A 15,001-nucleotide genomic window follows, 5' to 3' on the forward strand; every position below is an offset into this window, starting at 1 on the left:
TACAACTTTGAGTGATTTTCTAAGTGAACATCTGATCTATCGTGATGATGATTTTATGGTGATTCATAAACCTTCGGACATCTTGAGTGTTCCTGGTAAAGGTGATTTACATGATAGCGTTTTGACAAGGTTGGTTGCGATTGAACCTAAAACTTTGCTCATTCATCGTCTAGACCGAGATACTTCAGGTATTTTAGTATTTGGTTTATCAAAGCGCGGTCAAAGTGCGATTGCGCGTCAATTTCAAGATCGTCAGACTTCAAAAATATATGAAGCGCTTGTCGCAGGTCATTTAGAGGGTGAGGGGACAGTAGATATTCCTGTCATCTATGATCCAAGCCGACCACCTTTACATATTGTCGACGCTTCTCACAACAAACCTGCTTTAACACATTGGCAGGCAGTAGAACATTTTCAGATTCAGGGACAGCCTGTAACTCGTGTGAAATTAACACCAATTACGGGCCGATCCCATCAACTCCGTGTACACATGCAATATCTTGGGCATCCAATTGTAGGTGACACGCTGTATGCAACATCGGAGCAACAACTTGTTCCGCGTTTATGTTTGCATGCCAAACAGTTAAGTTTTAATCATCCTGTCACAGCAGAAACATTAACTTTTGACTGTCCTGTACCGTTTTAATGTAAAAATTTTAATGCGTGATTTTTTGTAGCAAAGTCATTTAATTGGTTTTTGCTTCAAAATTTTGCTTTAAAGACTACATAAAAAGATGCAAAAATAAGCTAATTTGCATCGTACAATATGTAGTGCGAACTTGAGAGAAAGGTGGAAAAATTGCAGCAGTATGCTATTGGTCAACGTTGGCTATCAGACACAGAAACTGAACTCGGTTTAGGTGTGCTTATTGATGTAGATGAAAGATCTGTCAGCATTTTATTCCCCAAAAGTGATGAGACACGTGTCTATGCACGTAATAATGCTCCACTATCTCGTATCATCTTTAACACAAATGATGAAGTTCAAGACCAAGAAGGCAAGAAGTGGATTGTTGAGTCTGTTGAAGACCGACATGGTGTTTTGCGTTACAACGTTGTTCGTACTTTAGAAAATGGCGAGCAAGATCGTAAAGCGCTGAATGAAACACGTATCGGTGCACAAATTCAGTTATCGAAACCTTTAGATCGTTTGCTTGCAAGTCAGGTCGACTATAAAGAGTGGTATGACCTGCGTATTGAAGCGATGCTTATGCAAGCACAAATGCAGAATAGCCCTCTACGTGGCATGGTTGGGGCCCGTGTTGGTTTAATTCCACATCAGCTTTATATCGCACACGAAGTTGGTAAACGTTTTGCACCTCGTGTTTTACTTGCCGATGAAGTGGGCTTGGGTAAAACAATTGAAGCTGGCTTAATTATCCACCAACAGCTTAAAACCGGTCGCTCAGAACGAATTCTTATTTTAGTCCCTGATTCTTTACAGTATCAGTGGATGATTGAAATGCGCCGTCGTTTTAACTTGCAATTCTCTCTGTTTGATTTAACACGTACCGCATCTATTAAAGAACATGATCCAGAACTTAACCCGTTCTTGACTGAGCAATGCATTATTGCCAGCGTTGACTTAATGGTTGACCATGATGATTTACGTGAGCAAGCCATAGAAGCTGGCTTCGATTTGCTCGTGGTTGATGAAGCACATCATTTGATGTGGAGCGAAGAAGAAGGCGGTAATGATCGCTACGATTTAATTGAAGAGCTTGCTGAAAATACCGCTGGGGTGTTATTGCTTACAGCAACACCTGAACAGCTTGGTGTGGAAAGTCATTTCGCACGTTTACGTTTACTTGATCCGCAGCGTTTTAGTAGTTTAGAGCGCTTCTTAGATGAAGAAACTCAATACCAGCAGACTGCAAAAATTGCTGAAGTACTCATGTCTGATCAGCCTTTAGCTCCAGAGCATTTATCTGCTTTAGAAGGCTTATTAGGTCACAGTATTGAAGACCAACCTGACCAACGCTTTAGAGCAATTCACGAATTATTAGACCGTCACGGTACAGGTCGTATTTTATTCCGTAATACGCGTGAAGCAATTCAAGGCTTCCCAGGGCGTGATTGTCAGCCAGCACCATTACCAGCACCAGAAGATTGGTCAAAAGATGGGAAACTGCGTGAGCAAATGTGGCCAGAAGAAGCACAACTTGATGGTTCGTGGATGCAAAATGACCCACGTGTGCTATGGGTAATGGAAATTCTGCGCAAAGATCTCAAGCATAAAAAAGTGCTTTTAATTGCGCGTAGTGGACCAGTTGTTGAAGCTCTAGAAAATGTATTGCGTTTGCATGCAGGCATACGTACTGCAATGTTCCATGAAGGCATGAGCTTACTTGAACGTGACCAAGCAGCGGCTTATTTTGCTGAAGAAAGCTATGGTGCACAAATTCTCCTGTGTTCGGAAATTGGTTCGGAAGGTCGTAATTTTCAATTTGCCAGTGATCTAATTTTATTTGATTTGCCAGCGAACCCAGATGTTTTAGAGCAACGTATTGGACGTCTAGATCGTATTGGTCAAGAAAACCGTATTCAGATTCATGTGCCATATCTTGTTGGAACAGCTCAAGAGCGTATGTTCCGTTGGTACAATGAAGCGCTTAATATTTTCAGCAATATTTCGCCAACAGCCCAAACGCTGCAAGAAAACTTTATTGTTGAATTGAAAGACTGTTTGCTTGCAGACCAAGGTCAAACATTTGAAGATTTGCTTGAAGAAGTGAATGTTCAGCGTCAAGCTTTAGAAGCTGAACTTCAAGCGGGCCGAGATCGTTTACTTGAATATAACTCATGTCGTCCTATCGTGGCGCAAGAGATTGTTCAGGCACTTGAGGATTATGATGACAACACAACGCTACCAATGTTTGTGAAGCGTTTCATGTCTTCAACCAATATCGACTTTGATGAGCAAAGTAACGGTACTGTGATTATTCGTCCAACAGACCAAATGCAAGTGCAAGGTTTGGCACTAGACGAAGAAGGTATGACCGCTACTTTCTATCGCGATCAGGCTCAGCTTCGTGAAGATGCCCAATATTTAACTTTAGAGCATCCATTCATTGAAAGTGTGATGGAAATGATTCGTACGCAATCATTTGGTAGTACTAATGTTGCTGTACTCAAATCTAATGCGTTAAAGCAGGGTTCAGTATTAATTGAAGTATGGTTTAAAGTCGATGTAGTTGCGCCTAAGGCGTTGAACTTACCATCGAGCTTGCCTAAGCAGCTTATTCGTGTGCTATTAAGCGAAACTGGTCAAGATTTGTCTGAAAAAATTGATCCAGCAATTTTGAAACCATATTTACATCACTTAGATGGCAATAGCTGTCGTCAGGTGGTTAAAGCTCGCCGTGATATTATTGAGCAACGTTATAAACAAGCGTTGGATATCGCGAAAGTTGATTTGCCACAGCTTCAGCAGCAAGCAAAAGAACACTATGGCAATAAATGGCAATATGAAATTGACCGTTTAACTTATTTAAAACAGTTCAATCCAAGTATTCGTCAAGATGAAATTGAACGTTTACAAAAGCTGCAAAAAGAAGGCTTGAGCTTGCTTGATGGTTTAACTGTTACACCAGAAGCGATTCAAGTATTAGTTGTGGTTAAGCCATAATTAACTCAAACTAAAAAAAGCGCCTAGAGGGCGGCTTTTTTTATAGATAGATTTTGAATTAGATGAGACCCGCATCTTTTAATTCTAATTTTAAATATGCATAGAAAATTGGAGCTGCGATTAAACCTCCTAAGCCAAAAATTGACTCAAATACTAGCATTGCTAATAAAATCTCCCATGCATTTGCATTGATTTTATGCCCAATAATTTTAGCGTTAATAAAATATTCAAGTTTATGAACCAGAACGAGATAAAGTAATGCTGCACCTGCGAGTCCGAGTGAAACAGTAAGCGCGGCAATGAACGTCAATGTATTGGAAATAAGATTACCTAAAATTGGAATCAGTCCAAACATGAAGGTCAAAATAGTAAGCGTTTTGGCAAAAGGAAGATGCACTCCCCAAAGCGGTAATAAAACAAATGCAAATAAAATAAAGAGCAGCGTATTAATTGCTGAAATTTTTATTTGTGCAAAAACAACATTTTTAAATGAAATTGATAGTTTCTGAATACGTTGGATCAGAAGAGATTTAAAAACAGGTTGGGGGGTACGGCGGTGAAAACCATGTATAGCGACCAAAATACCGATAATGAGGCCCATAACCATCGTCACGAAGTTATGCAAAATATCAGAGCTGGTATTTTTTAATATGGTCACGTTATCTTTCATAAACGCGAAAATTTCATCTTTTAATTCTGTCACGCTATCGGGAATATAACCGGGAAGATATTTGCTAATTTCAGCTTGTAAATGCAACAGGGTTTGATCGACTTTGCTGTTGATATTATGGATGCCTACACCTTTTAAATCGTGAACCACAAAGCTGATTAAACTTGTAAAGAAAAAGGCGATTAGTGAAATCGTAATAATACTTAATAAAATACTAATAAAAATGCGGGCTCTTTGACCATCAATATAACGTTCGACAACCGAGCTTAAGCTAATAATAATTTCATAAATAAGAAAGCCTGCAAAAAAACTTGCTAATAGATGTAATGGGATAACCGAAAGCAAAAAGATGCCCATAAGAATGTAGCTTGCAATCAGACTTTGACGATTATTCAAATTTTGCATGTTGATCCCTGAGATCGTTGGGAATATAGAAGAAAGAGCAAATGGAATAATTATTTATACTCTCGCAAGCTATTCGCTTCAATCGGTGAATTATATTTTTATTGGAAAATAGAGGAGTTAGATGTAAAAATGGCCTGTTTATTAACAAGCCATTCATTAGACAATTTTAACGAATTTCTGCTTCATCCAAATGCCGAGCACCTTCTAAAATCATTCGAATCATAATCATCGTTTGCTCAGCAACTTCCGCACGTTGATGAATTGGAAGATCAATCACTTTAGCGCCCATGTGAAATACAAGTTGTGTAATTGCTTTTGCAACAAGTTCAGGGTGGTATAAGTGGTTATTATTTAAGTGCTCTAGACGAATTAAATCTTCTTGTAGTTCTTGCTGGAAGAAGTTTAATTGACGATCAACCGCTGCTTTATAAGAAGTAGAACCTGTAAAACCTTCGCGTAGTAATAAGCTTAAATTACCTTCATCGGCATCGAGCTGTTGAAGAAAAATATCGACAGAACTGCGAATAATACTTTCTTGCAAGGAAGCACGTAGGCGAGCCTGTCGGATAATTTTACGTAAGACGATACCTGCACGGTCAATTAAAGAAATTGCTAATTCATCAATATCTTTAAAGTGTCGATAGAAACTATTTGGCGCAATGCCAGCTTCTCGTGCTACTTCACGTAAACTTAATGAAGCAATACTCTTTTGTGGGCCAATCAGATTTAGAGCAGCCTGAAAAAGTTCTTCTTTAGTAATTGTCGCTTTTCTTCCCACAGAACGCGTAGCTGTTTTAATTTCAATGACATCTTGTTGTTGAGGTGTGTCATTCAGGTTCTGAGAAAGTGAAGATTGGGTCATGCTGTTCAATATATTTGTAAACTCTCAGGATTATAGCCTTAGAAGCTGAACTTGTGAAATTGTAATTAAAAGTACGGGTGTATATACAAATATATATACATGTGTATAATAATTAAAAAAGAGCGACAGAGCGTCCATCTATGCAAGTAATCGAAAAGAGAAATTCTCTATTCAATTCATTGACACAAGCCATCTTTGATAAAGAAATGGCTAACTTCTGGCTACAAAAAGTTAATCCTTTATGGTCGGTAAAACATGGGCTTGTTCAAATTGTAAAAAAAGAATTTGTCGCTCATGACATGGTAAGTCTTACATTAAAATGTAACCGTTTAGTGAAAGTAGGTGTTGCTGGTCAGCATCATCCTGTCATTGTTGAAATTGCTGGTCGTCGTTATGAACGTACTTATAGCTTGACGCAAATTGACGAACAACATTTACGCTTAACGATTAAAAAAGTAGCTGATGGTATTGTCAGTAACTGGTTTATGACTGAAAGCCAAATTGGTGATGTTTTTGAGCTTGGTCAGCCTTATGGTGACATGCAACAAAACATCAATACGCCGAAATTAATTATGTTAGCTGCGGGTAGTGGTATTACCCCAATGTTGAGCTTAATCACTGCAATTAAACAAAGTCAGCAGTTAGATAAAGTTCAAGTACAGCTTTTATATTGGGTAAAGCAACGCTCAGATGCAGCTTTTGTTGAATACTTTGAAAAAGTTGCAGAGCAATTTCCAAATTTTAGTTATCAGGTTTTCTATACACAAGAAACACCAAATGATGAACGTTTAAATGCAGAGCATTTAGCATTAGTAGACGATTTGGAAAATAGCACCATATATGCATGTGGACCTTCTGGTTTCGTTTCAACAGTGGAACAGCTTTTTGAAAAAGCACCGACTGTATTAACGGAAGCTTTTAGCTTAACGCGTGATAGTACGGCAGAAGTTGGTTATGTAAATGTCACATTAACCCAGTCTAATAAGGTTATTGCAATTCCAAAAGGCGAATCAATTTTGGTGAGTCTTGAACATGAAGGTCTTAAGCCAACACATGGCTGCCGTATGGGAATTTGTAATAAGTGCGTTTGTAGTAAAGCTCAAGGTTCTACACGTAACTTACTCAACGGTAGTGAAAATACCGAACCAAGCCAATTACTCAAAATTTGTGTGAACTCAGCACAATCTGATCTAGTTATTGATCTTTAAGAGAGAACTTTTATGAATATGCCAGTGAAAGTCGAATATTTTAAAAATCCTAAAAATCGCGATTTGACTCCAGCAGAACTTGACGCATTTGCAAAAGAGCTTGATCAGATCAAACAAGAAGTATTGGATGATTTGGGTGAGAAAGACGCTAAATATATCCGCCGTGTCTATGCAGCAGTTCGTTACAGTAGTTTTCTAGGCCGAGCTTGTTTATTTGCAGGTTGGTTCCCACCAGCATGGATTTTAGGAACAGGTCTATTAGGCTTTTCTAAAATTATGGAAAACATGGAACTTGGGCATAATGTGATGCATGGCCAATACGACTGGATGAACGATCCTAAATTTAATGGTCAAACCTACGAATGGGATACGGTCGGTACTTCTGATAACTGGCGCCAAACGCATAACTATAAACATCACACATATACCAACATTAAAGGTATCGATGATGATATTGGTTATGGTTTACTTCGTTTATTCCCAGAGCAACGTTGGAAACCTGGTTTCTTGCTTCAACCCGTTTATAGCATTCCATTTTGCTTATTGTTCCAATGGGGCGTAGCGATTCAGAACCTTGAAATTGGTCGCGTTCTTTACAAGCGTAAGAGCATGGCTAAATTCTTGGAAGAATTGAAACCAGTAAATAAAAAGATTGGTACCCAGCTTTTCAAAGATTACGTTTTTTTCCCATTAATTGCAGGGCCAGCGGCATTACCTGTATTGACAGGAAACTTGGTTGCGAATGGTCTTCGTAATATCTGGACGTTTACGATTATTTTCTGTGGTCACTTCACAAAAGATGCAGAAGTATTTCCAAAGTCTGTTTTACAGGAAGAAAGCCGTGGTCACTGGTATATGCGCCAGATTCGTGGTTCTTCAAATTTAAAAGGTTCAGAAGCATTACATATCTTAAGCGGACATTTGAGCCATCAAATCGAGCATCATTTATATCCTGATGTTCCTGCGCGCCGTTATCGCCAAATGGCTCCAAAAGTTGAAGCTGTATGTAAAAAATATGGTCTAAATTACAATAATGCAAGTCTGGCTAAACAGTTTGGACAGGTTGTGGGTCGTATCTTTAAATATGCTTTACCCTTTAAAAAATAATCAAAAAAAGCCCTTATCAGTTCAGGGCTTTTTTATTACTTCTTTTTAGAAATCCACATGGTAATTGTCGCTTGAAAGACTTTTTCTTTCTGGGAATCATAGACTTCTACATTTACTAAATATTCGCCAGCTTTATCCCAGTCATAATTTTTTTCTACAGGCGTTGCAACTGCAATTAAGTCTGTTTCTGCCTTTTTTAAATATTCGACAGTCATACCTTTAGGAATCCAGCGATGAGTAGAAGGTACAGTGACTTCGGTCATTGTTCCACCTGCAAGCTCGGCCATATTACACATCGCAATCGCATGAACTGTTCCAATATGATTGAGAACAGAACGTTTTTTCTTAATGGCTATTTCACAATAATTAGGTTTTAACTCAATAAATAGCGGAGAAATACTGCCGAAATAAGGTGCTTTTAAACATAGCATGCGTGAGAAAGTCCATTTTCCTTTCGGAAAAGTAGACACTTTGTTCCAAAGTTCTAAAGTGGTTGCCATGATTTAAAGCTCCATATTAATAAAAACAGAATTATATTCTTTAACAGAATATAATTCTGTTTACAAAAGTGAGTCAAGTCATTCAGAATATCTCCGATAACTGGTTAGGAAACAAACAATGCAATCTGCACAAGAGTTATTAGAACGGTTATATCCAGGCAGAAGGGCTGCTTTAAAAAGACAGATTTTATTAGATGCCTTGTCTTGTTTCTTAGAGAATGGAATTGAAACCACTAGCATTGAAATGATTCGTTCGAAATCTGACAGCAGTGTAGGGGCCATTTATCACCATTTTAAAAATAAAGAAGGGATTGTTGCGACTTTATTCTTTGCAGCTTTAGATGACCAAGCGGCATTAAGAGATGAATATTTGGAGGGTACAAAATCTCTTCAAGAAGTGTTATATGCTTTTATTCACAGCTATGTTGATTGGGTTAGTGGACAGCCTGAGTTTGCTAAATTTTTAATATCTGCTCGTTTTAGTGTGATGCAGGGGGAAGATCAGGAACGTCTTATTCAGAAAAATAAATTAAGAAATCAAAAGATCTTTAGCGAAATTTCAAATTATGCTGAAGCTGAGTTTTTAAAATCTATACCGCATGAGCTATTACTTTCATTAGTCATTGGATCTACAGAAAACTACTGCCGTGCGTGGTTATCACAACGTGTAAAGTCCGATCCAAAAGTTTATAAAGATATTCTGGCGAAAGCTGCTTGGGATTCTTTGCAAAATTTGAGTTAAGTTTTTTGATTCATACATAAAAAAGCCGCATATTTCATGCGGCTTTTTTAGAGAAAGAAATTATTTAAATTGAATTGAACCGTTTGCATTCACAGTAATTTTAGACTCACCAGCTGCCATGTCTTGAGCTGGTGCAGCTTCAGCCATAGCAAACTTAGCCATACTCGCTCTCATTACAGGCTGAGGGAAATAGTTGTTAGTATTTAAGTTTAAGTTAACGAGCGTGTATTGGCTTTTATTCCATGCTTGAGTCAACATTTGAGCACGTTGTTGAAAGTTTTTAGATGCTTCAACCATCAAATCATTTTCAACTTTTTTACGTTGCTCATCTGAAACCGTAAAATTAATCGATTGAGTTTGGAAGCTTTGTTGCAATTCATTGACTAACTGGCTTGCTGCTTTAAAGTCTTTACTTTCAAGACGAATTTCAGCGCGGCCACGCCATTCTTTTAGCTTATTACTATCGTTATCGTAAATTGGATAAGTGCTTTGAGCACCAGTTTCCACTTTTACTTGTGGATATTTACGAGAAACGGCAAGTGCCTGATTCATTAATTGATTAATCTGATTTGAAAGTTCGGCTGGTTGTTTGTTACTTTTTTCAATATATAAAGTTGCGTGCATTTCATCATTAGAAACTTGACGAGAAGCTTCAGCTTGTACATTCACAATATTATAGTTCAAAGCATTATCATCCTGAGCAAAAACTAAAGGGCTGAGGAGAGAACCTAAAAGAAGGGTTGAGACAACTAAAGTACGCATAATTTTTTCCTTTAAAAATTAATATAAATTTAATTTTTTTCATTAAGAAATGTTAAACATAAGTTATGCATAACTTTTGCAGATTTTGTGGCGTATTTGTAATATTTAGATCAGTTTTTTTAAATTTTGGTAAATATAAAATCTTTAAAAAATAAATACTTAAAAATAAAGTGTGTCAATGTAACTTAAAAAATCAAAGTAATATAAAAAAAGAATATTTTCTTTAGGTTGTCACATAGTATGATGATAATTCATCTTAACTATTGGGATGATACATTTTTTCAATAAGATTAGATGAGTAAAGTACATAAAAGACGTTTTTTTTCTTGTAAAATTAGGTATCATCGCGCTCCTAGTTACAAGATATAAAATAAGTGTCTTTACTAGTTCTATAAAGCACCGAGTCAAAGGACCAAAAGTCACCAGACTTATTTCTTTCTACCCCTATCAGAGATGGTAATCCGATATGAGCGTTACTTCCGTTAACCCTGCCACTAATGCTACTAACGAATATTATTTGACTCGCCAAAGTCAAATGGAATCAAATGTTCGTAGCTATCCACGTAAATTACCGTTAGCGATAGCGAAAGCACAAGGATGCTGGGTTACTGATGTTGAAGGTACAGAGTACCTTGATTGTTTAGCTGGGGCAGGTACATTGGCTTTAGGTCATAATCATCCTGCGGTGATTCAAAGTATTCAAGATACATTGGCAAGTGGTTTGCCATTGCATACTTTAGACTTAACCACACCTTTAAAAGATGCATTCACTGAAGCATTGTTAGCATATTTACCTGGTGGTAAAGAAGAATACTGCTTGCAGTTCTGTGGTCCTGCTGGTGCAGACGCAACTGAAGCAGCAATTAAACTTGCTAAGACTTACACTGGCCGTAGTTCAGTGATCAGTTTCTCTGGCGGTTATCATGGTATGACCCATGGTGCACTTGCTATGACTGGTAACTTAAGTGCAAAAAATGCAGTTAACGGTTTAATGCCAGGCGTGCAATTCATGCCATATCCGCATGAATACCGCTGCCCACTTGGTTTAGGTGGTGAAGCTGGTGTTGACGCTTTAACTTACTTCTTTGAAAACTTTATCGAAGACGTTGAAAGCGGTGTAACAAAACCGGCTGCTGTTATTCTTGAAGCAATTCAAGGTGAAGGCGGCGTAGTTACAGCTCCAGTAAAATGGTTGCAAAAAATCCGTGAAGTGACTGAAAAGCACAACATTGTTTTAATCTTAGACGAAGTTCAAGCTGGCTTTGCACGTTCAGGCAAAATGTTTGCATTTGAACATGCAGGTATTGAACCTGATGTTGTTGTAATGTCTAAAGCAGTAGGTGGTGGTTTACCACTTGCAGTATTAGGTATTAAACGTAAATTTGATGCTTGGCAGCCTGCTGGTCACACTGGTACTTTCCGTGGTAACCAACTTGCTATGGGTACAGGCCTTGTCGTATTAAAAACGATTACTGAACAAAATCTTGCTCAAAATGCGCAAGAACGTGGTGATTATCTACAAGCTGAATTTAAAAAATTAGCTCAAGAATTCCCATGTATCGGTAACGTACGTGGTCGCGGTTTAATGATCGGTGTTGAGATTGTTGACGAGCGTAAACAAGCTGACCGTATTGGTTCGCTTCCTGCGGATTCACAATTAGCTGCTGCAATTCAAACTGCTTGTTTCAACAATAAACTATTGCTTGAAAAAGGCGGCCGTAACGGTACAGTAATTCGTTTACTTTGCCCGCTTATCATCACTCAAGAAGAGTGTGTTGAAGTAGTTGCTCGCTTTAAGAAAGCAATTGCAGAAGCATTGGTTGCAGTACGAGGCGCATAAGTATGGTGGATTTTGCAGAACATCGTAAAGCGTTACTCTGCAATGATGCACAATCCATTGCTGACTATGAGTCAGCAATGGGCGAAGCGGTAAAAGCCGTTTCAGCATGGTTGCAAAATGAAAAGATGTACACAGGCGGTAGCATTAAAGAATTGCGTTCAGCAATTTCTTTCCAACCTTCAAAAGAAGGTATGGGTGTACAAGAATCACTTCAACGTATGATTGAGCTTTTCTTAAATAAAAGCTTAAAAGTACATCATCCACATTCATTAGCGCATTTACACTGCCCAACCATGGTGATGAGCCAGATTGCGGAAGTGTTAATCAATGCAACTAACCAGTCTATGGACTCATGGGATCAAAGCCCAGCCGGTTCATTAATGGAAGTTCAGCTCATTGATTGGTTGCGTCAAAAAGTTGGTTATGGTTCTGGTCAGGCAGGTGTTTTCACTTCTGGCGGTACTCAATCTAACTTAATGGGTGTGTTACTTGCTCGTGACTGGTGCATTTCGAAAAACTGGAAAGACGAAAACGGTAATCCGTGGTCTGTACAGCGTGATGGTATTCCAGCTGAAGCAATGAAAAACGTCAAAGTTATTTGTTCTGAAAATGCACATTTCTCTGTGCAAAAGAACATGGCAATGATGGGCATGGGCTTCCAGTCAGTTGTGACTGTTCCTGTGAATGAAAATGCACAGATGGATGTAGATGCTCTCGAAAAAACGATGGCGCATTTGCAGTCAGAAGGCAAAGTGGTTGCTTGTGTTGTTGCGACAGCAGGTACAACTGATGCTGGTGCAATTGATCCATTGAAGAAAATTCGTGAAATCACGACGAAATATGGTTCATGGATGCATATCGATGCGGCATGGGGCGGTGCATTAATTCTGTCAAATGACTACCGTGCAATGCTTGATGGTATTGAGTTATCTGACTCGATTACCCTCGACTTTCATAAGCATTATTTCCAAAGCATTAGCTGTGGCGCGTTCTTGTTGAAAGACGAAGCGAACTACCGTTTCATGCACTACGAAGCTGAATACCTGAACTCTGCTTATGACGAAGAACATGGTGTACCAAACCTTGTTTCTAAGTCATTACAAACGACTCGTCGTTTTGATGCATTGAAATTGTGGATGACAATTGAATCACTAGGTGAAGACCTTTACGGTTCAATGATTGACCATGGTGTAAAACTTACTCGTGAAGTTGCAGATTACATCAAGGCAACTGACGGTTTAGAGCTTTTAGTTGAACCACAATTTGCTTCAGTATTGTTCCGTGTTGTGCCACAAGGCTACCCAGTTGAGTTTATCGATAGCTTGAACCAAAACGTAGCAGACGAATTGTTTGCTCGTGGTGAAGCAAATATCGGTGTAACAAAAGTTGGTAATGTACAGTCATTGAAAATGACAACATTAAGCCCTGTTGTGACATTCGAAAATGTTAAAAACCTTTTAGGTCAAGTATTGGCTGAAGCTGACCGCATTAAAGATGCGATTGCTTCTGGTAACTATGTACCACCAATCGACTAATTGAGTTGATAACAAAAAAAGCCCGGCTTCTTGCTGGGCTTTTTTATTACAGATTCTTTTATTCAAAATGTGTATGAGTAAATAGAAATATGCACAAACCATGCATATTTTTCAAAAACAAAAATAATTATGCATGATCTATCTTATGCAAATTTCTTATTGTATTGGTATGTCCCCAATATTTTTGGTCACATTGATATATCAATATCGTACTTACTTTAAATAATCCCGTTTTAACTGAAAAAAGTAAGTGGCTGTAATTACAATTAAGACAAGGAAGAAGAAATGCAACAAGTTAATGTGCTTAATGAATTTAAACTGATTATTAACGGTCAATCTTGTTCAGGTGAACAGGGTGAACTAGAAGTTATTAACCCTGCTACAGGTCTAACAGCCGCACGCTGTGCAAAAGCATCGGTTGAGCAGGTGAATCAAGCAGTGAGTACAGCTAAACAAGCCTCTAAAGCTTGGCAACAAGTTTCACATGATGAACGTAAATCAATTTTAAACAAAATTGCAGATGGTATTGAAAAGCACGCTGAAATGCTTGCAGAGCTGGTTGTGCTGGAGCAAGGTAAACCACTGGCACTCGCGCAAATGGAAGTGCAGGGTGCAATTGGTTGGACTCGCTATGCCGCTGCTATGGATTTACCTGTTGAAGTAATTGAAGACAGTGAAACCAAGCGTATTGAACGTCATCGCCAACCATTAGGTGTAGTGGCTTCAATTACTCCGTGGAACTGGCCCCTCATGATTGCAGTTTGGCATATCATGCCTGCTTTACGCGCGGGTAACGTTGTTATTAGCAAACCTTCTGAATACACACCGCTATCAACTTTGCGTCTATGTGAAATCATTCAGCAAGAAGTTCCAGCGGGTGTTATTTCAATTGTGGTAGGTGCAGGTGAGATTGGTGAAGCATTATCTTCTCATCCAGATGTACAAAAAGTCGTGTTTACGGGTTCAACTCGAACTGGTCAACATATTATGGCTGGTGCAGCTCAACAGTTAAAACATTTAACATTAGAGCTTGGCGGTAATGACGCTGGTATTGTATTGCCAGATGCAAATATCGATGAAATTGCAGCTAAGATTTTTAATATGGCATTCTTGAACGCTGGTCAAACGTGCGCGGCGTTAAAACGTTTATATGTACATGAAAGCCAATATGAAGCTCTATCTCAAAAGTTAGCTGACATTGCCAATGCTCAAGTTGTGGGTGGTGGAATGGAGTCTTCTACAACGTTTGGTCCGGTACAAAATCAAATGCAATATAACAAAGTGAAAGCGCTTATTGCTGAAGCCATAGAGCAGGGTGCAAAAGCGCTTTCTGGTCACCAGCACTTACCAGAGCAGGGCTACTTTATTGCGCCCACTATTTTGACTGAAGTTTCTGACTCTTGCCGCGTGGTACAAGAAGAGCAATTTGGTCCAGTGTTGCCTGTTTTAAAATATACAGATATCAACGATGCAATTGCCCGTGCTAATGACAGCGAGTTTGGTTTGGGTGGTTCAATTTGGTCTTCTGATATTCAAGCTGCTCAAACTTATGCGACTCAGCTTCAATGCGGTACTGTTTGGATTAATACCCATGCAGAAGTCCTGCCTCATGCACCTTTTGGTGGCTGGAAAATGTCAGGATTAGGTGCTGAGTTTGGTTTAGAAGGTTTACTTGAAAATACGATCGGGCAAACAGTCCATATCAGTAAAGTCTAAATATTAATTCTAAGGCGGATGATAGA

Annotated in this window: 12 protein-coding genes; 8 read left to right on the top strand and 4 right to left on the bottom strand. The window is 38.6% G+C overall.

All coding sequences use genetic code 11. From position 1 onward, the window contains the following. The first annotated feature begins 7 nt into the window (after nt 1-7). Complete coding sequence (locus AOLE_RS04955) at nt 8-646, top strand: RluA family pseudouridine synthase (RefSeq protein ID WP_013197131.1); 639 nt, start codon at nt 8-10, stop codon at nt 644-646. Between the two features lie 144 nt (nt 647-790). Continuing rightward, nucleotides 791-3,628: an RNA polymerase-associated protein RapA gene (gene rapA, locus AOLE_RS04960; RefSeq protein WP_013197132.1), complete on the top strand. Its 2,838-nt coding sequence runs from the start codon at nt 791-793 to the stop codon at nt 3,626-3,628. A gap of 58 nt (nt 3,629-3,686) precedes the next feature. Here the strand turns inward: rapA and AOLE_RS04965 are convergent, their stop codons facing one another. Together AOLE_RS04965 and fabR are read right to left on the bottom strand one after the other, a co-directional pair. Then, the gene (locus tag AOLE_RS04965; RefSeq protein ID WP_004790840.1) at nt 3,687-4,703 is read right to left on the bottom strand and encodes an AI-2E family transporter; all 1,017 of its coding nucleotides are present in this window, start codon (nt 4,701-4,703) and stop codon (nt 3,687-3,689) included. Between the two features lie 166 nt (nt 4,704-4,869). Further along, nucleotides 4,870-5,565 (bottom strand): HTH-type transcriptional repressor FabR, encoded by a 696-nt coding sequence (fabR, locus tag AOLE_RS04970; protein WP_013197133.1) that lies wholly within the window; start codon nt 5,563-5,565, stop codon nt 4,870-4,872. A 140-nt stretch (nt 5,566-5,705) separates the two neighbouring features. On the opposite strand from fabR, the gene AOLE_RS04975 reads away from it, so the two are divergent. Together AOLE_RS04975 and AOLE_RS04980 are read left to right on the top strand one after the other, a co-directional pair. Beyond that, nucleotides 5,706-6,773, top strand: a complete 1,068-nt coding sequence (locus AOLE_RS04975) for a ferredoxin reductase (RefSeq protein WP_013197134.1) — start codon at nt 5,706-5,708, stop codon at nt 6,771-6,773. Nucleotides 6,774-6,785: 12 nt separating this feature from the next. Beyond that, nucleotides 6,786-7,880: a fatty acid desaturase family protein gene (locus AOLE_RS04980; RefSeq protein ID WP_004790847.1), complete on the top strand. Its 1,095-nt coding sequence runs from the start codon at nt 6,786-6,788 to the stop codon at nt 7,878-7,880. 35 nt (nt 7,881-7,915) lie between these two features. On the opposite strand, the gene AOLE_RS04985 is transcribed toward AOLE_RS04980, so the two are convergent. Continuing rightward, nucleotides 7,916-8,380, bottom strand: a complete 465-nt coding sequence (locus AOLE_RS04985; RefSeq protein WP_013197135.1) for a hotdog fold domain-containing protein — start codon at nt 8,378-8,380, stop codon at nt 7,916-7,918. A gap of 118 nt (nt 8,381-8,498) precedes the next feature. On the opposite strand from AOLE_RS04985, the gene AOLE_RS04990 reads away from it, so the two are divergent. After that, nucleotides 8,499-9,122: a TetR/AcrR family transcriptional regulator gene (locus AOLE_RS04990; RefSeq protein ID WP_013197136.1), complete on the top strand. Its 624-nt coding sequence runs from the start codon at nt 8,499-8,501 to the stop codon at nt 9,120-9,122. 60 nt (nt 9,123-9,182) lie between these two features. On the opposite strand, the gene AOLE_RS04995 is transcribed toward AOLE_RS04990, so the two are convergent. Further along, the gene (locus tag AOLE_RS04995; RefSeq protein WP_013197137.1) at nt 9,183-9,884 is read right to left on the bottom strand and encodes an SIMPL domain-containing protein; all 702 of its coding nucleotides are present in this window, start codon (nt 9,882-9,884) and stop codon (nt 9,183-9,185) included. A gap of 466 nt (nt 9,885-10,350) precedes the next feature. On the opposite strand from AOLE_RS04995, the gene AOLE_RS05000 reads away from it, so the two are divergent. The 3 genes from AOLE_RS05000 to AOLE_RS05010 all read left to right on the top strand — a co-directional run bounded on the left by AOLE_RS05000 (nt 10,351) and on the right by AOLE_RS05010 (nt 14,975). After that, the gene (locus AOLE_RS05000; RefSeq protein ID WP_013197138.1) at nt 10,351-11,724 is read left to right on the top strand and encodes a diaminobutyrate--2-oxoglutarate transaminase; all 1,374 of its coding nucleotides are present in this window, start codon (nt 10,351-10,353) and stop codon (nt 11,722-11,724) included. A 2-nt stretch (nt 11,725-11,726) separates the two neighbouring features. Then, entirely contained in the window at nt 11,727-13,259 is a 1,533-nt protein-coding gene (locus AOLE_RS05005; protein WP_013197139.1) for a pyridoxal phosphate-dependent decarboxylase family protein, read from the top strand. A 285-nt stretch (nt 13,260-13,544) separates the two neighbouring features. Continuing rightward, on the top strand, nt 13,545-14,975 hold the full coding sequence (locus AOLE_RS05010) for an aldehyde dehydrogenase family protein (protein ID WP_013197140.1): 1,431 nt from the start codon (nt 13,545-13,547) through the stop codon (nt 14,973-14,975). The last annotated feature ends 26 nt before the right edge of the window (nt 14,976-15,001 follow it).

The sequence above is a fragment of the Acinetobacter oleivorans DR1 genome (assembly GCF_000196795.1).
GTDB lineage: Bacteria > Pseudomonadota > Gammaproteobacteria > Pseudomonadales > Moraxellaceae > Acinetobacter > Acinetobacter oleivorans.